The sequence below is a fragment of the Blastochloris tepida genome (assembly GCF_003966715.1).
GTDB lineage: Bacteria > Pseudomonadota > Alphaproteobacteria > Rhizobiales > Xanthobacteraceae > Blastochloris > Blastochloris tepida.
Genome location: NZ_AP018907.1, coordinates 3,536,042 through 3,558,152, shown reverse-complemented (window position 1 = coordinate 3,558,152; position 22,111 = coordinate 3,536,042). Strand labels below are relative to the sequence as shown.

22 protein-coding genes are annotated in these 22,111 nt (G+C 69.0%); 14 read left to right on the top strand and 8 right to left on the bottom strand.

Annotated features, from left to right (window positions below; translation table 11 throughout):
• Positions 1-60: 60 nt before the first annotated feature.
• Positions 61-549: a protein-export chaperone SecB gene (gene secB / locus BLTE_RS16100; protein WP_126402260.1), complete on the bottom strand. Its 489-nt coding sequence runs from the start codon at positions 547-549 to the stop codon at positions 61-63.
• 558 nt (positions 550-1,107) lie between these two features.
• Here secB and BLTE_RS16095 point away from each other — a divergent pair.
• The 3 genes from BLTE_RS16095 (at position 1,108) to BLTE_RS16085 (ending at position 3,606) form a co-directional block, all read left to right on the top strand.
• Positions 1,108-1,794 carry a Tim44/TimA family putative adaptor protein gene (locus tag BLTE_RS16095; protein ID WP_126401640.1) on the top strand — a complete coding sequence of 229 codons (687 nt, stop codon included), beginning with the start codon at positions 1,108-1,110 and terminating at the stop codon, positions 1,792-1,794.
• 106 nt (positions 1,795-1,900) lie between these two features.
• Complete coding sequence (gene mltA / locus BLTE_RS16090; protein WP_145988195.1) at positions 1,901-3,007, top strand: murein transglycosylase A; 1,107 nt, start codon at positions 1,901-1,903, stop codon at positions 3,005-3,007.
• Positions 3,004-3,606 carry a Smr/MutS family protein gene (locus BLTE_RS16085; protein ID WP_126401638.1) on the top strand — a complete coding sequence of 201 codons (603 nt, stop codon included), beginning with the start codon at positions 3,004-3,006 and terminating at the stop codon, positions 3,604-3,606. The genes mltA and BLTE_RS16085 overlap by 4 nt, the downstream gene beginning before the upstream one ends.
• A 131-nt stretch (positions 3,607-3,737) precedes the next feature.
• Here BLTE_RS16085 and BLTE_RS16080 read toward each other — a convergent pair whose 3' ends face one another.
• The 3 genes from BLTE_RS16080 to hslV form a co-directional block, all read right to left on the bottom strand.
• Entirely contained in the window at positions 3,738-5,327 is a 1,590-nt protein-coding gene (locus BLTE_RS16080) for a peptide chain release factor 3 (protein WP_126401637.1), read from the bottom strand.
• Positions 5,328-5,600: 273 nt separating this feature from the next.
• Complete coding sequence (hslU, locus tag BLTE_RS16075; protein WP_126402259.1) at positions 5,601-6,908, bottom strand: ATP-dependent protease ATPase subunit HslU; 1,308 nt, start codon at positions 6,906-6,908, stop codon at positions 5,601-5,603.
• Between the two features lie 19 nt (positions 6,909-6,927).
• On the bottom strand, positions 6,928-7,488 hold the full coding sequence (gene hslV / locus BLTE_RS16070) for an ATP-dependent protease subunit HslV (protein WP_126401636.1): 561 nt from the start codon (positions 7,486-7,488) through the stop codon (positions 6,928-6,930).
• A 164-nt stretch (positions 7,489-7,652) separates the two neighbouring features.
• Between hslV and hisB the strand changes: the two genes are divergently transcribed.
• The 10 genes from hisB (at position 7,653) to BLTE_RS16020 (ending at position 15,421) form a co-directional block, all read left to right on the top strand.
• Complete coding sequence (gene hisB, locus BLTE_RS16065) at positions 7,653-8,246, top strand: imidazoleglycerol-phosphate dehydratase HisB (protein WP_126401635.1); 594 nt, start codon at positions 7,653-7,655, stop codon at positions 8,244-8,246.
• Positions 8,247-8,284: 38 nt separating this feature from the next.
• The gene (locus BLTE_RS16060) at positions 8,285-8,740 is read left to right on the top strand and encodes a DUF2628 domain-containing protein (RefSeq protein ID WP_126401634.1); all 456 of its coding nucleotides are present in this window, start codon (positions 8,285-8,287) and stop codon (positions 8,738-8,740) included.
• Entirely contained in the window at positions 8,737-9,387 is a 651-nt protein-coding gene (gene hisH / locus BLTE_RS16055) for an imidazole glycerol phosphate synthase subunit HisH (RefSeq protein WP_126401633.1), read from the top strand. The genes BLTE_RS16060 and hisH overlap by 4 nt, the downstream gene beginning before the upstream one ends.
• On the top strand, positions 9,384-10,145 hold the full coding sequence (gene hisA / locus BLTE_RS16050; RefSeq protein WP_126401632.1) for a 1-(5-phosphoribosyl)-5-[(5-phosphoribosylamino)methylideneamino]imidazole-4-carboxamide isomerase: 762 nt from the start codon (positions 9,384-9,386) through the stop codon (positions 10,143-10,145). The genes hisH and hisA overlap by 4 nt, the downstream gene beginning before the upstream one ends.
• Positions 10,146-10,272: 127 nt before the next feature.
• Positions 10,273-11,049 (top strand): imidazole glycerol phosphate synthase subunit HisF, encoded by a 777-nt coding sequence (gene hisF, locus BLTE_RS16045; RefSeq protein WP_126401631.1) that lies wholly within the window; start codon positions 10,273-10,275, stop codon positions 11,047-11,049.
• Positions 11,050-11,056: 7 nt separating this feature from the next.
• Complete coding sequence (locus BLTE_RS16040) at positions 11,057-11,407, top strand: phosphoribosyl-ATP diphosphatase (RefSeq protein WP_244600024.1); 351 nt, start codon at positions 11,057-11,059, stop codon at positions 11,405-11,407.
• Between the two features lie 206 nt (positions 11,408-11,613).
• Positions 11,614-12,570 carry a type I pantothenate kinase gene (gene coaA / locus BLTE_RS16035; protein WP_126401630.1) on the top strand — a complete coding sequence of 319 codons (957 nt, stop codon included), beginning with the start codon at positions 11,614-11,616 and terminating at the stop codon, positions 12,568-12,570.
• Between the two features lie 144 nt (positions 12,571-12,714).
• Positions 12,715-13,407, top strand: coding sequence for a glutathione S-transferase family protein (locus BLTE_RS16030; protein WP_126401629.1), 693 nt, complete (start codon positions 12,715-12,717; stop codon positions 13,405-13,407).
• Positions 13,404-14,528, top strand: a complete 1,125-nt coding sequence (gene queG / locus BLTE_RS16025; RefSeq protein WP_126402257.1) for a tRNA epoxyqueuosine(34) reductase QueG — start codon at positions 13,404-13,406, stop codon at positions 14,526-14,528. The genes BLTE_RS16030 and queG overlap by 4 nt, the downstream gene beginning before the upstream one ends.
• Before the next feature lie 8 nt (positions 14,529-14,536).
• Positions 14,537-15,421: an SDR family oxidoreductase gene (locus tag BLTE_RS16020; protein WP_126401628.1), complete on the top strand. Its 885-nt coding sequence runs from the start codon at positions 14,537-14,539 to the stop codon at positions 15,419-15,421.
• Here the strand turns inward: BLTE_RS16020 and BLTE_RS16015 are convergent.
• From BLTE_RS16015 to BLTE_RS16000, 4 genes are all read right to left on the bottom strand, one after another.
• A complete protein-coding gene (locus tag BLTE_RS16015) occupies positions 15,409-16,155 on the bottom strand; it encodes a M48 family metallopeptidase (protein WP_126401627.1) in 747 nt (248 codons plus the stop codon). The two genes, BLTE_RS16020 and BLTE_RS16015, sit on opposite strands and share 13 nt — an antisense overlap.
• Before the next feature lie 615 nt (positions 16,156-16,770).
• Positions 16,771-18,489 carry a polyhydroxyalkanoate depolymerase gene (gene phaZ, locus BLTE_RS16010; protein ID WP_126401626.1) on the bottom strand — a complete coding sequence of 573 codons (1,719 nt, stop codon included), beginning with the start codon at positions 18,487-18,489 and terminating at the stop codon, positions 16,771-16,773.
• Between the two features lie 329 nt (positions 18,490-18,818).
• On the bottom strand, positions 18,819-19,646 hold the full coding sequence (locus BLTE_RS16005; protein ID WP_244600023.1) for an ABC transporter permease: 828 nt from the start codon (positions 19,644-19,646) through the stop codon (positions 18,819-18,821).
• A complete protein-coding gene (locus BLTE_RS16000; RefSeq protein ID WP_126401625.1) occupies positions 19,643-20,398 on the bottom strand; it encodes an ABC transporter ATP-binding protein in 756 nt (251 codons plus the stop codon). The genes BLTE_RS16005 and BLTE_RS16000 overlap by 4 nt, the downstream gene beginning before the upstream one ends.
• A 188-nt stretch (positions 20,399-20,586) precedes the next feature.
• Between BLTE_RS16000 and BLTE_RS15995 the strand changes: the two genes are divergently transcribed.
• Positions 20,587-21,939, top strand: a complete 1,353-nt coding sequence (locus tag BLTE_RS15995; RefSeq protein ID WP_126401624.1) for an ActS/PrrB/RegB family redox-sensitive histidine kinase — start codon at positions 20,587-20,589, stop codon at positions 21,937-21,939.
• Positions 21,940-22,111 lie beyond the last annotated feature (172 nt).

Sequence of the window (22,111 nt, the reverse complement as noted above, 5' to 3'; positions counted from 1 at the left end):
GCAAATGGCCGGGACGAATCCCGGCCATTGGACACTTCCCACAGGCTGCTGCCGCGCCGCTCAGGCGGCCGGCGGCGGGGTCGGCGAAGCGGCCTGCAACTCGGCGAGGCGCTGGCGGTACAGCGCGGCGAAATCAACCGGCTCCAGCAGCAGCGGCGGGAAGCCGCCATTGCGCACCGCATCGGCGATGATTTGCCGTGCGAACGGGAACAGCAGCCGCGGGCATTCGATCAGCACCACCGGGTGAACGGCTTCCGGCGCGATGTTCTGGACGCGGAACACGCCGCCATAGCTCAGGTCGAACGAGAACAGCACGGTGTTCTCGTGCTGCGCCTTGCCCTCGATCTTGAGGTCGACGTTGTAGTCCGTGCCGCTCAACGGATTTGCCGTGACGTTGATCTGAACATTGATGGAGGGCGGCTGCGGAGGAGGCACGAGCGACTGCGGCGCATGGGGATTCTCGAACGAGAAATCCTTGATGAACTGCGCAAGCACGTTCAGGCCCGGCGCCTTCGACTCGGTCGGTGCCCCGTTAGCCGTGGTATTCATAATGAACTCCGTTCGGTCGCGACGGACAGCCCCGCCGTTGCGGTGGTCGCTACCATGACGAAGCCCCTGGCGGCAAGCATAACGGCCGCCGATCATTGGCGCACCGCCAGACATCGTTTAGATTGATACGAAATCCGGCGCCGTCACCGGAATTTCATATTTTGTCGGCCGAGATTCCGCTCTTCAGTTCAGGCGTTTCGGCCATGGTTGGATCAGCGGTTCGTCAACTGATCTCGCCGATCCATCTCGCCCATCCCTTGCGACATGTGGCAAAAGGGTGCGGCGACGTCTGGATTGCCGCCGATTCCGGCATAGATGGGGGATCACGCGGCAGCCGGGAGTGTACGCTGCGCGCCGTTTTTCCGGCCCTATCCGGCCGTTCGCACACCGCGGACATCCGGTACGGGCAAGAGGACGCGAGACCGGGTCCGAATCGGGATCGCATCCAAATCGAGTCTGGGACTGAACGCCCTTCGACATCTGGCTGCCGGATCTCGGCGCCGCGTGCCGGGGGTTCATCCAGAAGGTCACGCCCCCGCCGATGAGGCAGAGACAGTGTTGGACATCTACACGATCATTTTCCTGGCGCTCGCCCTGTTCATCTTCCTGCGGCTGCGCAGCGTGCTGGGCCAGAAGACCGGGCACGAGCGACCGCCGGGCGAGGTGGCCCGCGATATGAGGGCGCAGACCGGCGAGAACGTGGTGCCGCTGCCCCGGCGCGTGCCCGGCACCGAGCGCCGCGAGGATGAACCGCTGCCGCCCGGCCGCTGGGATGGCATCGCCGAGCCAGGCTCGGCGCTGGAACGCGGCCTCGACGACATCCTCACCGCCGACCGCAGTTTCGACGTGCAGCATTTCCTGGGCGGCGCGCGCGCGGCCTATGAGATGATCGTCACGGCGTTCGCCAATGGCGACCGGCGCACGCTGCGCGACCTGCTCGCCAAGGACGTCTATGACGGCTTCATCGCCGCCATCGCCGACCGCGAGGCCCGCGGCGAGACCGTCGATTCGCGCTTCGTGTCGATCGACAAGGCCGAAGTGGTGGGCGCCGAGGTCAAGGACCGCACCGTCCACGTCACCGTCCGCTTCGTGTCGCAACTCGTCACCGTGACCCGGGACAAGGCCGGCGCGGTGGTCGACGGCAATCCCGATCAGGTCACCGACGTCACCGACATCTGGACCTTCGCCCGCGATCTGACCTCGCGCGATCCGAACTGGAAGCTCATCGCCACCGAGGCCGCCTGACCTCAGCGTCAATGCCGGAACCCCCGCCGTGGCCGCGCTGCTGTCATTGCTCGGAGCCCTGAGTGGAGCCCTGACCCTCGGTGCCGCCGTGGTGCCGGGGTCGGCCATGGCCGCGCCACCCGCCGCCATCCGCCTCGCCGGGGCGACGCTGGAGCCGGTGGCGTTCGCCGACCTCGAAGGCTGGGCCGGCGACGACCATCTGGCCGCCTTCCGCACCTTCCTCGCCAGTTGCCGAGCGGTGACCAGAGCCGCAGCGCCGAGCCGCGCCGCGCAGCCGATGAGCCAGGGCCTGAAGGCGGCGTGCGCCCGGGCGCTCGCCCACCCGGCCGCCGATGCCGCGGCGGCGCGGCGTTTCTTCGAGGACGGTTTCGGCGCCTATCGCATCCAGCCGGCCGGCGGCGGCGAGGGCTTCCTCACCGGCTACTATGAGCCGATCGTCGAGGGCGCGCTCACGCCGTCCGCGGCCTATGCCACGCCGCTGCTCGCTGTGCCGGCCGAGCTGAAACGCCTGCTGGCCGGCCGCAGCGACGGCCGCCCGGCTGAGCCGTGGCTCGACCGCGCGGCGATCGAGGACGGGGCGGTCGACGCCAAGCGCTACGCCCTGGTGTGGCTGAAGGATCCGGTCGATGCCTTCTTCTGCCAGATCCAGGGCTCGGCCCAGGTGCGGCTGCCCGACGGCCGGTTGAAGCGCTACGCCTTCGCCGCCCGCAACGGCCACGACTACACGCCGGTCGGCCGCATCCTGATCGCCCGTGGCATCGTGCCGAAAGAGGAAATGACGCTCGACCGCATCCGCGCCTATATCGAGGCCAATCCGGCCGAGGGCCGCGAATTGATGCGGATGAACCGCTCCTATGTCTTTTTCCGCGAGGCCGATCTGGCGCCCGAGGAGCATGCCATCGGCGCCCAGGGGCTGCCGCTGACGCCGGGCCGCTCGATCGCCGTCGACCGCACGCTTCATGTCTATGGCACGCCGTTCTGGATCGAGGCCGCCTTGCCGGTGTCGGCCCCCGGCACCGCCGAGCCGTTCCGCCGGCTGATGATCGCCCAAGATACCGGCACGGCGATCGTCGGGCCGGCCCGCGCCGACATCTATTTCGGCGCCGGCAAGGAGGCCGCGGCCATTGCCGGGCGCATCCGCCATGCCGGCCGTTTCGTCATGCTGCTGCCGCGCGGGGTCGAGCCGGCCACGGGCGGGCCGCCGGCCCGATGAGCCCGCGGCGCCCCCGCGGTCCGCTCACCGACGCCGACCGCGCGCTGTGGGAGCACGTCATCCGCGACATCAAGCCGTTGCGCGGCCGCAAGGTGCGCCGCCGGCCGGTCGCCGAGCCGGAAATCGCATCTGAATCCAGCGCCGAAGCGCCGGACGCCGGCCAGCCTGCCGTGCGTCCGGCGGCCCGCCCCGGCCGGGCGGTCCCCAAGGCGGCTCCCTCGCCCGAACCGGCCCGCAAGCCCGCCCCGCCACTGGCGCCGCTGGAACGGCGCACCCGGCTGCGGCTGGTGCGCGGCGTGGTCGAGATCGATGCGCGAATCGACCTGCACGGACTCACCCGCCGCGAGGCGCACGACCGGCTCGCCCGCTTCCTGCTCCAGGCCCAGGCGCACGGCGCCCGCATCGTGCTGGTGATCACCGGCAAGGGCGCGCCCGGCGCCGTGTCCCATTTCGGTCACGAGCGCGGGGTGCTGCGCCGCGAGGTGCCGCTGTGGATGGGCTCGGCCGAGCTCAGGCCGCTGGTGGTGGGGTTCGAGACCGCCCACGTCGTCCATGGCGGCGAGGGCGCGCTTTATGTGCGGGTGCGGCGGCGGGTGTGATACGGTTTCCGGCTGATCAAGCCGGAGAAACGTATTCCGATCGCCGAAAATCCCGTTACCGAACAAGGGATTTTCGGCGAGACCGTTTCCGGTATCCCGAAGGGATCAACCGGAAACCGTATGAGACTCGCTCAGTTGCGCTCGCGCACCGCGAGGAAGCGGATGTCCGGCCACTCCTCCATGGTGCGGTTGAGCGTCCAGGCGTTCTTGGCGAGGAAGGTCAGCGCCTCGTCCTTGTCCTCGGCGATGTTGGAGCGGTTGGCCTCGACGAAGCGCTTGAGTTCTTCAGGCTTCTCGCTCTTCACCCAGCGCGCCATCTCGTAGGGCGCGTTCTCCAGCTTGATCGGCAGGCCGTATTCCTGGTCGAGCCGCGAGGCCAGCACTTCGAGCTGCAGCGTGCCGACCGCGCCGAGGATCGGCCAGGCGCCGTTCACCGGCCGGAAGATCTGGGCGACCCCCTCCTCGGCCATGTCCGACAGCGCCTTGTGCAGCTGCTTGGCGCGCAACGAGTCGGAGAAGATCACCCGGCGCAGCACCTCGGGCGCGAAGTTCGGGATGCCCTCGAAATGGAACGCCTCGCCCTCGGTCAGCGTGTCGCCGACCCGGAGCAGGCCGTGGTTGGGGATGCCGATGATGTCGCCGGGATAGGCCTCGTCGGCGGTCTCGCGCTGCTGGGCGAAGAAGAACATCGGCGCGTTGATGGCAACCGGCCGCTTCTCGCGCACGTGGTAGAGCTTCATGCCGGCCCTGAAGCGGCCTGAGCACAGGCGGACGAAGGCGACGCGGTCGCGGTGGTTGCGGTCCATATTGGACTGGACCTTGAAGACGAAGCCGCTGACGGCGGGCTCGTCCGGCTCGACCGTCCGTACATTGGCGGCGCGCGGCAGGGCGCCCGGGCCATGCTGCGCCAGGAAATCGAGCAGCTCGCCGACGCCGAAGTCCCGGAGCGCGCTGCCGAAGATCACCGGCGACAGGTGTCCTTCCAGGAACGACGCGCGGTCGAACTTCGGCAGATCCTCCAGGCACAGCGCCATCTCCTCCAGCGCCGGGCCGGCGATGCGGCTCTCGACCTCCGGGATCTCGATGACCTCTCCGGGCTCCTTGACCTCGACCGAGCGGCCGCACGGGTCGGTGCGCACCTCACGGGGCATCATCAGCCGCTTGCCGCGGATGTCGTAGAGGCCGCGGAAATCGACTCCCATGCCGATCGGCCACGTCCACAGCGTCAGGTCGAGCGCGAGGCCGGACGAGATCTCGTCGAGCAGAGCGAGCGGGTCCTGGCCCTCGCGGTCGATCTTGTTGATGAAGGTGACGATCGGGATGTCGCGCAGCCGGCAGACCTCGAACAGCTTGCGCGTCTGGCTCTCGATGCCCTTGGCGGCGTCGATCACCATCACCGCGGCGTCCACCGCCGAGAGCGTGCGATAGGTGTCCTCGGAGAAGTCGGCGTGGCCGGGGGTGTCGAGCAGGTTGAAGGTGATGCCGTCGCGCTCGAACGTCATCACCGACGACGACACCGAGATGCCGCGGGCGCGCTCGATCTCCAGCCAGTCCGAGCGGGTGCGGCGGTTCTGGCCGCGGGCGCGCACGTGGCCGGCCATCTGGATGGCGCCGCCGAACAGCAAGAGCTTCTCGGTCAGCGTGGTCTTGCCGGCGTCCGGGTGCGAGATGATGGCGAAGGTCCGGCGCGTCGCCGCGGGCGATCTCGTTTCGGCAGCCATGGCAAATCCATCTCTTCAGCCGCACAGCGCAACGGCTGTCGCGGCACCGGCATGCCCGGCGCTGCGTGAGAGCAGGTATCCAAAAGGGGCAGGCATCCGGCGGCGGTTCAACACGCCGGCGCCTGTCGTGTCAATCGTCGGGCGGTCGGCTCATACGGTTTCCGGCCGATCAAGCCTTCGAGCCGTATCCCGATCGCCGAAAATCCCTTCGCAAACAAAGGATTTTCGGTGAGGCCGTTTCCGGGACCCCGAAGGGACCATCCGGAAACCGCATCAAAGAATGAACCGTGACAGGTCGGCGTTCTTGGCGAGATCGCCCACCGCGGCCTGCACATAGGGCGCGTCGATCGTCACCGTCTCGCCCGAGCGGTCCGGCGCCGAGAAGCTGATCTCGTCCAGCACCCGCTCGACCACCGTCTGCAGCCGCCGCGCTCCGATGTTCTCGACCGCCGAATTGACGCTGACCGCGGCATCCGCGATCGCGTCGATGGCGTCGGGGGTGAACACCAGCGTCACGCCCTCGGTCGCCATCAGCGCGATGGTCTGCTTGATCAGCGAGGCTTCGGGCTCGGTGAGGATGCGCTTCATGTCCTCGCGGGTCAGCGCCGACAGCTCGACGCGGATCGGCAGGCGGCCCTGCAGCTCGGGCAGGAGGTCCGAGGGCTTGGCGACGTGGAAGGCACCCGAGGCGACGAACAGGATGTGGTCGGTCTTCACCGCGCCGTGCTTGGTGGAGACGGTGGTGCCCTCGATCAGCGGCAGCAGGTCGCGCTGCACGCCTTCGCGCGAGACGTCGCCGACCCGCACCCCCTCGCGGGCGCAGATCTTGTCGATCTCGTCGAGGAACACGATGCCGTTGTTCTCCACCTGCCGGATCGCGTCCTGCACGATGCTGTCCTGGTCGAGCATCTTGTCGGATTCCTCGGCCAGGAGCGGCGCATAGGCTTCGACCACCGTGGTGCGGCGGGTGCGGGTGCGTCCGGTCATCCGCGAGAAGAAGTCGTTCAGCGACACCGCGCCCATCTGGGCGCCGGGCATGCCGGGGATGTCGAACATGGGCATGCCGGCGCCGCCCGCCTGCACCTCGATCTCGATCTCCTTGTCGTCGAGTTCGCCGCTGCGCAGCCGGCGGCGGAAGGATTCGCGGGTGGAAGGGGTGGCGCCGGGGCCGACCAGGGCGTCGAGAACCCGGTCCTCGGCGGCGATATGGGCGCGCGCCTGCACCGCCTTGCGCTTCTCCTCGCGCACCAGCGAGATGCCGACCTCCAGAAGATCTCGCACGATCTGCTCGACGTCGCGGCCGACATAGCCGACCTCGGTGAACTTGGTCGCCTCGACCTTGAGGAACGGCGCACCGGCGAGGCGCGCGAGGCGGCGGGCGATCTCGGTCTTGCCGACGCCGGTCGGGCCGATCATCAGGATGTTCTTGGGCAGCACCTCCTCGCGCAGCTTGTCGTCGAGCTGCAGGCGCCGCCAGCGGTTGCGCAGCGCGATCGCCACCGCCCGCTTGGCGTCCTTCTGGCCGACGATGAAGCGGTCGAGCTCGGAGACGATCTCGCGGGGCGAGAAGGTGGCTTTCATCAGCGGATCGGGACGGGGATCAGCGGGCGCCATCGAGAGTCTCCACCACGATCTCGCGGTTCGTATAGACGCAGATGTCGGCGGCGATGCCGAGCGACTTCTTCACGATCGCCTCGGCCGAAAGCTCGGTGTCGACCAAAGCGCGGGCCGCGGCCAGGGCGTAATTGCCGCCCGAGCCGATGCCCATGACGCCGTTTTCGGGCTCCAGCACGTCTCCGGTGCCCGACAGCACCAGCGTCGCCTCGCGGTCGGCGACGATCATCATCGCTTCCAGCCGGCGCAGATAGCGGTCGGTGCGCCAGTCCTTGGCAAGCTCGACGCAGGCCCGCACCAGCTGGCCGGGATACTGGTCGAGCTTGGCCTCCAGCCGCTCGAACAAAGTGAAGGCGTCGGCGGTGGCCCCGGCGAAGCCGCCGATCACATCGCCCTTGCCGATGCGGCGCACCTTCCTGGCGTTCGCCTTGATCACGGTCTGGCCCAGGCTGACCTGGCCGTCGCCGCCGACGGCCACCATCCCGCCCTTGCGGACGGTCAGGATGGTGGTGCCGTGCCACACCGGCACGGCGTTGTGTTCGCTCATCGTCTCTATGCTTTCGGGAGGGAGGCTCCAACGTGTCGGTGCCTATGTAGGCATGCCGGCGGAGCGCTGCAAACCGGGGCGGTGCCCGCGCAGTGGCGCGCGCCGGCCCGGCCTGCTAGAGACAGCGCGATTTGACAGTTGAACCGGAGCGTTGGGCCGGGAGCATGCGCACCGCCGCTATCGAGCGCACGACGCGCGAAACCAGGATCAGGATCGAGCTTGACCTCGACGGCACCGGCGCGTCGCAGATCGCGACCGGCGTCGGCTTCCTCGATCACATGCTGGACCAGGTGGCCCGCCACGGCCGCATCGACCTCGCCATCGCCGCCGAGGGCGACCTGCACATCGACGACCACCACACCGTCGAGGATGTCGGCATCGCGCTGGGTCAGGCGGTGAAGAAGGCGCTGGGCGACATGGCCGGCATCGGCCGCTACGCCGACGTCCACCTGCCGATGGACGAGGCGCTGACCCGGGTGGTCATCGACATTTCCGGCCGGCCGATGCTGGTGTGGCGCACCGTATTTCCCACCGCCAAGATCGGCAGTTTCGACACCGAGCTGGTGCGGGAGTTCTTCCAGGCCTTCGCCACCCACGCTGCGCTGACGCTGCACGTCGAGACGCTCTATGGCGACAACGCCCATCACATTGCCGAGAGCTGCTTCAAGGCGCTGGCCCGGGCGCTGAAGGTGGCGGTGGCGGTGGATCCGTCGCTGGGCGGCGCCGTGCCCTCGACCAAGGGGCGGCTCGGGGATTGAGTTCCGATCGTTGCGTCTCCGACGCTGAGAGAAAGACCATGGCAATCTGGACGGTTCACGAGCCCCCGCCGCGCGGCCGCGGCCCGCTCGATCAGGCGGACCGCATCGTGTTCGTCCGGGACGGACTGTCCTGGGCGGCCCTGCTGTTTCCGCTGATCTGGCTGGCGGCGCGCCGGGCGTGGCTGGCGCTGGTGCTCTATGTCGTCATCCTGACGCTGGTGACGGTTGCCTTCCAGGCCGCCGACCTGCCGGCGTGGGGGATGGTTGCCAGCGCGGCGATGAGCGTCATCGTCGGGCTGGAGGCGGCGGGCCTGCGCCGCTGGACGCTGGGGCGGCGCGGCTTCAAGCCGGTGGCGGTGATCTCGGCGCCGACCCGGGACGACGCCGAGCGGCGCTTCTTCGCCGGCTGGAACGGCGCAGCCTCACCGCCACAGGCTCCGCGCCCGGCCACGGCCGGCGTCATCGCCACCCCGGCCGGTATGGTGGCGCGATGAGCGTGGCGATCGTCGATTACGGCTCGGGCAATCTGCACTCGGCCAGGAAGGCGGTGGAGCGCGCCGCCCAGGAGGCGGGGCTCGACCAGGATGTGGTGGTCACCGCCGACCCCGAGGCGGTGCGCCGCGCCGACCGGGTGGTGCTGCCGGGCGTCGGCGCGTTCGCCGACTGCCGCGCCGGGCTCGACGCCATTCCCGGCATGATCGAGGCGCTGGAGGACACCGTCCGCCGCCGCGGCCGGCCGTTCCTCGGCATCTGCGTCGGCATGCAGCTGATGGCCGAGCGCGGGCGCGAATATCAGGTCACCCCCGGCCTCGGCTGGATCGAGGGCGAGGTCGACCGCATCCAGCCGTCCGACCCCGCGCTCAAGATCCCGCACATGGGCTGGAACACGCTGGAGGTGCGGCGCGCCCATCCGCTGCTCGCCGGCATCCCCACCGGCCCGTCCGGCCTGCACGCCTATTTCGTGCACAGCTACCATTTGACGCCGGCCGACCCGGCCGATCTCGTCGCCACCGCCGAGTATGGCGGCCCGGTCACCGCGATCGTCGCCCGGGATTCCATGGCCGGCACCCAGTTCCACCCCGAGAAGAGCCAGCGCCTCGGCCTCGCTCTGCTCGCCAACTTCCTCGGCTGGTCTCCGTGATCCTCTATCCTGCCATCGACCTCAAAGCCGGCCAGTGCGTCCGCCTCGAACAGGGCGACATGGCCCGCGCCACCGTGTTCAACGCCGATCCCGCCGCCCAGGCCCGCAGCTTCGCCGAAGCCGGCTTCTCCTGGCTGCACGTCGTCGATCTCGACGGCGCCTTCGCCGGCCGGCCGGTCAATGCCGCTGCAGTGGGCGCCATCCTGCAGAGCATCCAGATCCCGGTGCAGCTCGGCGGCGGCATCCGCAACATGGCCACCATCGAGGCGTGGCTCGAGCGCGGCATCGCCCGCGTGGTGATCGGCACCGCCGCGATCAAGGATCCCGAGCTGGTGCGCGAGGCGGCGCGCGCCTTCCCCGGCCAGATCGCGGTCGGGCTCGACGCCAAGGACGGCTTCATCGCGGTCGAGGGCTGGGCCGAGGATTCGGACGCCACGGTGCTCGACACCGCCAAGCGCTTCGAGGATGCGGGGGTCGCCGCCATCATCTACACCGACATCGGCCGCGACGGCCTGTTGAAGGGGCTGAACATCGGCGCCACCGCGGCGCTGGCGCGGGCGATCTCGATCCCGGTCATCGCCTCGGGCGGACTTGCCTCGCTCGACGATGTGCGCCGCCTGCTGTCCGAGGAAGGCGCCGGCATCGCCGGTGCCATCGCCGGGCGCGCGCTCTATGACGGCCGGCTCGATCCGGCCGAGGCGCTGGCGCTGGTCGCCCAAGCACGGGGATCGGCGGCCGGATCGCCGGCAGCGGCCTGAGCAATGCATTCGCGCGCAACCATCGGCCGGACCCCCGCTTTGGGCGAATGGCTTCGGGGGGTGCGCCCGTGCTAATCCTGTTCGCGACGTTCGCGGGCGGCCCGCCGCCCCTCAGCTGAGCAAGCCCGTGTTCAAGGTTCGCGTCATTCCCTGCCTCGACGTCAAGGACGGCCGCGTCGTCAAGGGCGTCCAGTTCGTCGATCTGCGCGACGCGGGCGACCCGGTGGCCTGCGCCATCGCCTATGACGCGGCCGGCGCCGACGAGCTGACCTTTCTCGACATCACCGCCAGCCACGAGAGGCGCGGCATCCTGCTCGACGTGGTCCAGCGCACCGCCGAGGCCTGCTTCATGCCGCTCACCGTGGGCGGCGGTGTGCGCACGGTGGAGGACATCCGCACGCTGCTGCTCGCCGGGGCCGACAAGGTGTCGATCAACACCGCCGCCGTGAACCGCCGAGATTTCGTGCGCGAGGCGGCCGAGAAGTTCGGCGACCAGTGCATCGTTGTCGCCATCGACGCCAAGCGGGTCTCAAAGCCAGGCGCGCCGCCGAAATGGGAGATCTTCACCCATGGCGGCCGCAACCCGACCGGGCTCGACGCGCTGGCCTATGCCGAGGAGGTGGTGAGCCTCGGTGCCGGAGAGATCCTGCTCACCTCGATGGATTGCGACGGCACCAAGGCCGGCTTCGATGTGGCGCTGACCCGCGCGGTGGCCGATCGCGTCCATGTGCCGGTGATCGCCTCGGGCGGTGCCGGCGCGCCGCAGCATTTCGTCGATGCGGTTCGCGACGGCCATGCTTCGGCCGTGCTCGCCGCTTCGCTGTTCCATTTCGGCGAGTTGACCATCCGCGAGGTCAAGACCCGCATGGCCGAGGCCGGGCTGCCGGTGCGGCTCGATCCGTGAGGCGGCGATGAGCGGGGAAGAGATGGCGGACATGACGGCGCGCGTCAGCCTCGAGGACCTCACTGATATCGTGGCCGAGCGTGGTCGCGCCGATCCTTCCCAGTCCTACACAGCCAAGCTGCTGGCGAAGGGCGTGGGCGAGGTGGCGAAGAAGCTCGGCGAGGAGGGCGTCGAATTGGCGCTGGCCGCCGTCTCCGGTCCGCGCGAGCGGGTGATCGCCGAGACCGCCGATCTCTTGTATCATCTTGCCGTCCTGCTGGCGGCGCGCGAGGTGTCCCTCGCCGAGGTCGAGGTTGAGCTGGCCAAACGTACCGGACGATCGGGCCTCGCCGAGAAGGCGTCCCGCGTGAAGGAGTGAGAGGGAATCCGGCCGGAAAGCCGGGTTTCGCAGTCCGGTCGCTGGAAATTCCGCCTCGGGCGGGCATCTCCGGCGAAGCGGGTGCCCAGGGTCACGCGCCGATCCTTCGGAAACCGCATGACGTCTTGAATCGTCGCATTCTCCTTCGCAGAGCCGGTTTTAATCCTGCGAAGGACTGCTCCAGGACCAGGAACGGGACGCGCTGAATGGACACCCGGGTTGACGACGGCCTGTCGCCCTACCGCGTCTTCACGCGTTCCGAATGGGCCAAGCTGCGCGCCGATGTGCCGATGACGCTGACCAAGGCCGAGGTGGCGAAGCTGCAGTCGGTCAATGACCGGCTGTCGGTCAAGGAGGTGGAGATGATCTATCTCCCCATCTCCCGCCTGCTCGGCCTCTATGTCTCTGCCACCCAGAAGCTGTTCCGCGCCCAGCAGCGCTTTCTCGGCGTCGAGGACGCCAAGATGCCCTACGTCATCGGCATCGGCGGCTCGGTGGCGGTCGGCAAGTCGACCACCGCCCGCGTGCTGCAGGCGCTGCTGGCGCGCATGGCTCCGGCGCCCAAGGTCGACCTCATCACCACCGACGGCTTCCTCTACCCCAATGCTGTGCTGGAGGCCGAGGCGCTGATGGAACGCAAGGGCTTCCCCGAATCCTACGACATGCCGGCGCTCCTGCGCTTCCTGTCCGACGTCAAGGCCGGCCGCAATCCGGTGCGGGCGCCGATCTATTCGCACCTCGTCTATGACATCGTGCCGGGCGCCTATACCGAGATCGACCGGCCGGACGTGCTGATTGTCGAGGGTCTCAACGTGCTGCAGACCGGCGAGATGCTGCCCAAGGACGGCAAGGCGATCCCGTTCGTCTCCGACTATTTCGATTTCTCGGTCTATATCGATGCCGACGAGGACGTGCTGGAGCGCTGGTATGTCGACCGCTTCCTGGCGCTGCGCTCGACTGCCTTCCGCGATCCGCAATCCTATTTCCGCCGCTACGCCGACCTGTCCGACGACGAGGCGACGGCGACCGCGCTGTCGATCTGGCGGCGGATCAATCTCACCAATCTGCGCGAGAACATCCTGCCCACCCGCCAGCGCGCCGATCTGATCCTCAAGAAGGGCGCCAACCACCTGATCGAGGAAGTGGCGCTGCGGAAGCTCTGAGTCATTTGCCGGTCTGACGGCGAATTTGCAGCCGCGCCAAGCCGTTTCGGCAACACCTGTTGGGTCAAGCCGGTTGCCGGCAGCCGGTCCGGCGGGCTATGACATCGGCCCTTCCGATGCCTCATTGCTCGGCAATCCGAGGTCATGCCCGAACTTTTCCATCTGCCGTTTTGTCCCCTGTCGCGTTTCGTCCGGCTTGCCCTGGGCGAATACGGCGTGGACGTCCGCCTGATCGAGGAACGTCCCTGGGATCGGCGCGAGGCGTTCCTGATCCTCAACCCGGCCGGCACGCTGCCGGTGCTGCGGGACGATGACGGCCGCGCCGTGCCCGGTGCTTCGTTGGTGGCCGAGTATCTCGACGAGGCCATCGGCGAGACGCTCGGCGACCGGCGGCTGCTGCCGGTGGAGATCGACGAGCGCATCGAGGTACGCCGGCTGATGGCGTGGTTCTTCGACAAATTCTACGATGAAGTGGCGGGGCCGCTGGTTGTCGAGCGCATCGACAAGCGCATGATGACGCTGGCTCAGGGCGGCGGCCCGCCGGACATGACGACGATCCGCGCGGCGAAGGCCAACATCAAGTATCATCTGCAATATATCGGCTGGCTGCTGCGTGGCCGGAATTGGCTTGCCGGCGAGCGGCTGACCTATGCCGACATCGCGGCGGCGGCGCAGCTCTCCAGCGTCGACTATCTCGGGGACGTGCCCTGGCACGAGGACGAGGCGGCAAAGCAGTGGTACGCCAAGATGAAATCGCGGCCCTCGTTCCGTCCGATCCTGGCCGACGCGATGGCCGGCATGCCGGCGTCTCCCACCTACGCCGACCTCGATTTCTGACCGCCGACGCGCTGAAGGCGGCGCTGATTGCCCGGGCCTGCGCCGAGGGCTTCGATTTGGTGCGCGTCACCGGACCGGACGCCGCAACGGAGTCCGGGGCGCGCCTCGCCGCTTGGCTGGCCGCCGGCTTCCACGGCACGATGGACTGGATGGCGGCCACCGCCAACCGCCGGCCGGCGCCGCGCCTCGTGTGGCCCGACGTTGCCTCGGTGATCATGCTCGGCGTCAATTACGGCCCGGCCGAGGATCCGCGCGCCGCCACCGCCCGGCCGGCGCGCGGCGCCATCTCGGTCTATGCCCAGGGCGACGACTATCACGACGTCATCAAGGGGGCGCAGAAGCGGCTGGCGCAGTGGCTGGTCGCCAGCGCCGGCGGCGACGTGAAGGTGTTCGTCGATACCGCCCCGGTGATGGAGAAGCCGCTCGCCCAGGCCGCCGGGCTCGGCTGGCAGGGCAAGCATACCAATGTGGTTGCTCGCGATTTCGGCTCCTGGCTGTTTCTGGGGGCCATCTTCACCACGCTGAAGCTGCCGGCCGATAGCCCGGAGCGCGATCATTGCGGCTCCTGCAAGGCCTGCCTCGACGCCTGCCCCACACAGGCTTTCCCGCGGCCCTACCTGCTCGATGCCAGACGCTGCATCTCGTATTTGACCATCGAGAACAAGGGATTGATCCCGCACGAATTTCGCGTCGCGATCGGCAACCGCATCTATGGCTGCGACGCCTGCCTTGCCGCCTGCCCGTGGAACAAGTTCGCGGTGGAGGGCCGCACGCTGCGGCTGGCCGCGCGCGAGGCGCTCAAGGCGCCGCCGCTCGCCGAGCTCGTCCGGCTGGACGACGCGGCGTTCCGGGCGCTGTTCGCCAAGAGCCCGGTTAAGCGCATCGGGCGGGCGCGCTTCGCGCGCAACGTGCTGATCGCCATAGGTAATTCCGGCGAACTGGCGCTTGCGGCCGAGGCGCTTCGGCTGCTCGACGATGCCGAGCCGCTGGTGCGGGGCGCTGCGGTCTGGGCGCTCGGCCGGCTCGATCCCGAGGCCGCGGCGGCGGAAGCAGCGGTGCGCGCCGCAGTCGAGCCGGATGCCGGGGTTCGTGCCGAATGGCAATATTTCGCAAGGACTTGAGGACGCCCATGGCCACGCTCGTCGTCATCGGTCTCGGCTATTCCGCCACCCGCATCGTGCAGGAGGTCGCCGGACGGTTCGAGCGCATCGTGGTGACGGTGCGCGATCCCGCCCGCGCTGCGGCGCTGACCGGCGATCAGGTCGTTGCGACGCCGTTCGACGGCACTGCGGCGTCGGATCGGCTCGCTGCGGCGCTGCGCGACGCCGTTGCGCTGCTGATCTCGGCGCCGCCCCGCGCCGATGGTGCCGATCCGCTGCTGGCCTGCCACAGCAAAGACCTCGATGCGGCGAGCCGCCTCGCCTGGGTCGGCTATCTTTCGACCGTCGGCGTCTATGGCGATGCCGGCGGCGGCTGGGTCGACGAGACGACGCCGTGCCGGCCGGTCTCGCCGCGCTCGGCGGCGCGGCTCGGGGTCGAGGGCGCCTGGGCGGAGTTCGGGGCGGCGCGCGGCGTGCCGGTGGTGATGATGCGGCTCTCGGGCATCTACGGCCCCGGCCAGAACGCGCTGGAACAGGTCCGCAGCGGCACCGCCAAGCGCATCGTCAAGCCCGGCCAGGTGTTCAACCGCATCCATGTCGACGACATCGCCGGGGCGGTGGCGGCGAGCCTCGCCCGGCCCAATGTGACAGGCCCGCTCAACGTCACCGACGACGAGCCGGCGCCGCCGCAGGATGTCACCGCCTTTGCCGCTGACCTGCTCGGCGTGCCGCCGCCGCCCGAGCAGGACTGGGAGGCGGCGTGGCCGACGCTGTCGCCGATGGCCCGCTCGTTCTGGGGCGAATCGAAGCGGGTGAGGAATGCGCGGCTGCGCCAGGACCTCGGCTACCAGTTGCGCTATCCCACCTATCGCGAGGGGCTGCGGGCGCTGCTGGCGCACGGCTATTTGCCGTAGCGGTGAAGCTCGGCGCCGTGCCGGCGCAGCCATTGGCGCGCGGCGGCGTAGCCCGGGCAGAGCTCGGCGACCAGCGACCAGAACCGGTGCGAATGGTCGAGATGGACGAGGTGCGCCACCTCGTGCGCCGCCAGATAGTCGATGACCCAAGGCGGGGCCATGACGATCCGCCAGGAGAAGGACAGCCGGCCCGAGGCGGAGCATGAGCCCCAGCGCGAGCGGACATCGCGGAGGGTGATGCGCGAGATCTCGCGGCCGACGGCGGCGGCATGCCGGGTGCTGGCCTCGGTCAGGTCGGCGCGCGCCTGCCGCACCAGGAAATCGTGCACCCGGCGGGGCACGTGCGGCGCCTCGCCGGCCACCACCAGCCGCGGCGTGCCGTCGGCGCCGTCCTCGGTCCAGGCCGTGCCGCGCATGCCCGGCCGGTGCTCGATGCGATGGACCACGCCGCGCAGCGGCACGCTCGCCCCGTCGAGAAAGGAAACCTGCGGCGGCAGCCGGCTCAGCCGCGCCATCAGCCACGCGGCGTGGCGCTCGGCGAACACCGCGGCCTCGGCCATCGAGCCGCGCTTGGGCACGGTCAGCACCGCGTCGCGCTCGGCGGCCCGCAGCCGCAGCGTATAGCGCTGGGCGCGGGCGGAGCGCCGGACCGCGACGATGACGCTCTCTCCGGCATGACGCAGGATGAGCGTCGGAATGGTCGGGGATGAGGCGGAACCGCGGCGAATCATCATCGCCCCCGATCATACGAATTCCAGGAGATCAGTTCGTTAATCACGACACGATCCCACCGAAAATCTCTGATCGCGACCGGAGTCCGGAATTCCTTCGGCTTTCGCGCGTTCAGGGAAACAGGATCTTCGTCAATCCCAAGTCGAAGCCGGAATTTCTGGCGGCGAGAACAGGACTCTCCCGCGCGATCAGCCGGGAGCCGCATCATTTACGCGAAACTATATCCTGACGGAGGTCCGGATGCGCGATTTTCCGCGGCGATGACGTGCTTTGGCGTGGGGTTGCCTCGCCGGTCGGGCCGGCAATTTCTGGCGGCTTATACCGTTTCGACGAAACCAATGGTCGCAGGCTGTGTCCCGTCATGCCACCGCCTGGAGCCGAGCTTGAGCAAGCTGGATGAACTTGCCTGCGGGGCATCGACGATCTGAAAACTCATTTAAAAACAAAGACGTGGATGGCCGGGACAAGCCCGGCCATGACGGATGACCGACATGTGTCGGTCTCTGTCGTAACCAGCCCGGCCATGACGAGGGTGGGACAGGATGCGGGGCGTCCGGCAGAAACGAAAAATGCCCGCAGCGAGTGCGGGCATCCTTCGTCGTTCGCGGCGCCGAAGGTCAGCCGGCGGGCGCGGCCTGCTTGTCCGCCAGCCGGGAGGCCTGGGCCACCCATTTGTCGCGCGCCGCCCGGCCCTTGTAGTGGGGCAGCCGGACATCGAGCTCCTTCAGCTCGGCGTCGGTGAAGCGCGCGAGCTGCCAGAAGTGCCACACCCCGGCCTCGTTCAGCAGCTGCGCCAGCCGCGGCCCGACGCCGGAAATGCGGGTCAGGTCGTCGGGCGTGCCGCTCGGCGCGGTGAGAAAGACCGGCGCCGCACCCTCGGCCGCGCTGCCCTCGACCTCGCTCCGCGGCCGGATGTCGATGCCGGTGGCGCTGAAGGTCTCGATGAGCTGCTGCGACGCCGACTTGTGCACGCCGGGCCTTGTCGCGGCCGGCTTTGCCGCGAGCTTGCCGGGGACGGGCTTGGTGACTGCAGGCTTGCTCGGGACCGGCTTGGGGGCAGCCGCCTCGGCGGCGACCGCCTTGGCCGAAGAAACCGGTTCGCTGCGGCGCTCGTTCTCCCGCATGAAGGCGGCGATGCGCGGCGCAATCTCCTTGCGGAAGCGCGAGCCGTTGAACACGCCGTAATGGCCGACGCCCGGCTGAACGTAATGCTGGCGCTTGGTGTTCGGGATCGAGCTGGCCAGCCGGTGGGCCGCCTCGGTCTGGCCGCCGCCGGTGATGTCGTCCTTCTCGCCCTCGACCGTCATCAGCGCGACGTTGCGGATCTGGGTCGGGTCCACCGGCACGCCGCGGTGGGCCATGGTGCCGAGCGGCAGCGCGTGCTTGATGAACACGGTTTCCACCGTCTGCAGGTAGAATTCGGCGGTCAGGTCCATCACCGCCATGTATTCGTCGTAGAATTCCTTGTGCTTGGCGGCGCTGTCGCCGTCGCCGCGCACCATGTGCATGTAGAGCTCGCGGTGGGCGTCGACATGCCGGTCGAGATTCATGGTCATGAAGCCGCTGACCTGCAGGAAGCCGGGATAGACTTGGCGCATGAAGCCGGCGTGCGGGAACGGCACCTGGGTGATGACGTTGCGCCGGAACCAGCCGATGTCCTTGTCGTGGGCCAGCTTGTTGACCGCGGTCGGGTTGGAGCGGGTGTCGATCGGCCCGCCCATCAGGATCATCGACAGCGGGATGTAGGGGTCGTTCTCGGCCTCCATCCGCGACACCGCGGCGAACACCGGCACCGAGGGCTGGCACACCGCCATCACATGGGTGTCGCCGCCCAGCGCGTGCAGCATCTCTTTGATGTAGTCGATATAGTCGTCGAGGTCGAAGGTACCGGCGGCGAGCGGCACCACCCGGGCGTCCTCCCAGTCGGTGATGTAGATGTCGTGGTTGGGCAGCAGCGTCTCGACCGTGCCGCGCAGCAGCGTGGCGTAATGGCCGGACATCGGCGCCACCAGCAGCACCTTCGGGTCGCGGCGCTGGCAGTGGCTGACTCCGCGCTCGAAATGCAGCAGCCGGCAGAACGGCCGCTCCCACACCGATTGGATGCGCACCGGCACGGTCTGGCCGTTGATCTCGGTGGTTTCGAGTCCCCACTCCGGCTTGCCGTAGCGGCGGGTCATCCGCTCGAACATCTCGCATGAGGCGGCGATGGTCTTTCCCACCGGCGTCTGCGACAGCGGGTTGATCGGGCTCTTGAAATAGAGGCGGGCCACATCGGCGGCGGCCCGGTAGGGTGACAGCGCCGCGTGGGTCAGCTCGAACAGATGATAGTAGGGCACGGCATCCACCTTCCTGTTATGGCGTCCCGCCTCGCGGCTTCCCGTCCTGCGGCTCTCGGTCTTGTGGCTCTCGGTCTTGCGGCTCTCGGTCTTGCGGCTTCCCGTCCTGCAGCATTGCCTCCTGGCCGGACCGGTTTCGGCGAAACCGTCCCGTCCACCCGGTCGGCAACCTGTGGTTACGGAAAGCGTGCTGCACGGCAACCAAACGCCCGGCTGTTCCCCTCGCCGTGGAGGTAGCAAATTGCTCTCCCGCGGCCGCGAACAACCATGGCCTTCAGCTTAGTCGGATTGTTGCAAATAAGACAATCCGCCTTTCAGCCAGGATGGCGTCATTCGCCGGCGGCGATCAGCGACCCTTGGTCGCGGGCGGACTCGACCAGCCGCGAAAACGCCCATGCTGCGGCGGCGAACAGCACGGCGTTGAGGGCAAGCGCCTGCAGCATCAGGTCGGCGCGGAACACATGGTCGATCAGCAGCGTCCGCATGCCTTCGAACACATAGGTCGGCGGCAGCACCCAGGCCACCTGCTGCAGCCAGTCCGGCAGCACCGCGACCGGGTAGTAGACGCAGGCGAGCGGCATGAACAGGAACATGATGGTCCAGGCCAGCCCCTCGGCGCCCAGGCCGTTGCGCAGCACGAGGCCGGACACCACCAGCCCCACCGACCAGCTGGTGAGGATCAGATTGGCGAAGAACGCCGCAAGCGCGAAGCCCATCGCGTAGAGGTTGAAGTCGAAGAAGAAGATCGCCATCACGCTGACCGGCACCATGCCCACCGCCAGCCGCACGATGCTCATGATCATCAGGCTCGCCACGAACTCGGCGGTGGTGAGCGGGCTCATGAGCAGGTTGCCCATGTTGCGCGCCCACATCTCCTCCAGGAACGACACCGAGAAGCCGAGCTGGCCGCGCATCAGGATGTCCCACAACAGCACCGCGCCGATGAAGGCGCCGCCGGCGCGGGCGAAGAAGGTGGCATTGTCCGCCACATAGAGCTGGATGAAGCCCCAGGTGAGAAGCTGCACCGCCGGCCAGTAGACGAGCTCCAGGAGCCGCGGCCAGGACGAGCGCAGCAGATACCAGTAGCGTAGCACCATGGCGCCGACCCGCCGCGGCGAGAACCGCACGGCCCCCGCGCTCGTCGAGGTGTTCATCATGCCCCGGCCTCCGCGCCGGCCGCGCCGCGGCCGCGGGCGACGTCGAGGAACACCTCCTCCAGATTGCTGCGGCCGTAGCGGGCGAGCAGCCGCGGCGGCGTGTCGTCATCGACGATCAGCCCGCCCTTCATCATGATCACCCGGTCGCACAGCCGCTCGACCTCGCCCATATTGTGCGAGGCGAGCAGGATGGTGGCGCCGCGCCGCCGGCAGTAGTCCTGCAGGCGCGAGCGGATCCAGTCGGCGGTGTCGGGGTCGAGCGAGGCGGTCGGCTCGTCGAGCAGCAGCACCTCGGGATCGTTGATCAGCGCCTTGGCCAGCGCCACCCGCGTCTTCTGGCCGGCCGACAGCTTGCCGCACGGCCGGTCGAGCAGCCCGTCGAGGTCGAGATCGGCGGCGAGCCGGCCGATCCGCGCGGCGACGTCCGCCACCCCATAGAGCCGGGCGAACACCGAGAGGTTCTGCTGCACGGTCAGCCGGTGCGGCATGTCCACATAGGGGCTTTCGAAATTCATCCGGTGCAGCACCCGGTGGCGCTCATGCGCCATGTCGGCGCCGAGCACGGCGACGCGGCCCTCAGTCGGGCGCACCAGCCCCATGATCATGGCGATGGTGGTGGTCTTGCCGGCGCCATTGCCGCCGAGCAGCCCGGTCACCGAGCCGGCCGCGATGTCGAAATCGATGCCGCCGACCGCCAGCGTGGCGCGGTAGCGCTTGACGAGGCCGCGGGCGGCGATGGCCGCAGTGGTCATGGCCGCAGTGGTCATGGCCGGGGACGGGGCTGAAGGCGGGGCGGGGGCGGGACAATCATCGGCGGGCGGGTCAGGGCCGGCCGAGCCTATACGAGATCGGCCGGGCAGGCGAGGCGGCGGCGCCGGCGCAATTTGGAGCCGGCGCAATTTGGATTCGCGCCGCCCGGCCCCGCCGATATAGTGGCGCCATGCCGAAGCTTCTCGCCAGCACCCAACGCCTGGAACGGCGCAGCCTGCGCCTCGATACGCTGCTCACCTTGCGCTGGCTGGCGGTGGCCGGCCAGGCCATGGTCATCGTCGTGGTCTATCACGGCTTCGGCTATCCGATGCCGGTGGGCTGGGCGCTGGCGGCGGTCGGCATCTCGATCTGGCTCAACATCGCGCTGCGCCTGAAATATCCCCACGCCCACCGCCTCACCAACACCGAGGCGGCGGCCATCCTCGCCTTCGACATCGTTCAGCTGGCGCTGCTGCTCTATCTCAGCGGCGGGCTGGAGAACCCGTTCGCGCTGCTGTTTCTCGGCCCCGTGCTGATCTCGGCCAGCGCGCTGCCGCCCTCCACCACCGTCTATCTCGGCTTCCTGGCGCTGGTCTGCGCGCTGGTGGTGGCGGCGGTCCACCAGCCGCTGCCCTGGGCGCCGGACAGCCCGCTGCGGCTGCCGCCGCTCTATCAGGCCGGCGTGTGGCTGGCGATCCTGCTCGGCATGTCGTTCGTCGGCGTCTATGGCTGGCAGGTGGCCGAGGAGACCCGCCAGCTCACCGACGCGCTCACCGCCGCCGAACTGGTGCTGGCGCGCGAGCAGCATCTCTCCGCCCTCGACGGTCTGGCGGCGGCGGCGGCGCACGAGCTCGGCACGCCGCTCGCCACCATCGCCACCGTGGCCAAGGAGCTGGAGCGCGAGCTGCCGGCCGGCACCCCCCACGGCGACGACGTGCGCCTCCTGCGCGAGCAGAGCAACCGCTGCCGCGACATCCTGCGCAAGCTCACCTCGCTCGGCACCGACGAGGCGCCGTTCGACCGCATGCCGATCTCGCTCCTGCTGGAGGAGGTGGCCGCGCCCCACCGGCTGATCGGCGTCAGCGTGCGCATCGAGCGCCTCGCCGACCGGTCGAGCGAGCCGGTGCTGCTGCGCAATCCCGGCCTGCTCTACGGCCTCGGCAACATCATCGAGAACGCCGTCGACTATGCCGAGCGCGAGGTGGTGATCTCCATCCGCTGGACGCCGCGCGACGTGGTGGTGACGGTGGTCGACGATGGGCCGGGCTTCGCGCCGGACCTGCTCGGCAAGCTCGGCGAGCCCTACGTCACCGCCCGCTCGCCCGACCGGCGCAAGGCCGCGGCCGGCGACCAGTCGGGCCTCGGCCTCGGCTTCTTCATCGCCAAGACGCTGCTGGAGCGCTCGGGCGCCATGCTCACCATCGCCAACCGCGTGCCGCCCGAGCACGGCGCCATCGTCCGCATCGGCTGGCTGCGCGCAGCCCTCGACGAGGCGGCGGCCGAGGCGGCGGCCTTGTCGAGCGAACTGCAGGATATATCTTGAGGAATGCGGTTTCCGGCCTGCAAGGCCGGAGAACCGTATGCCGTTCGCCGAAAATCCTGTTACCGAACAAGGGATTTTCGGCGAGCCTGTTTCCGGTATCCCGAAGGGATCAACCGGAAACCGAATGACGCGGTTTCCGGCGGGTGATTTCGGACGCCGCGCGAGGGCCTTG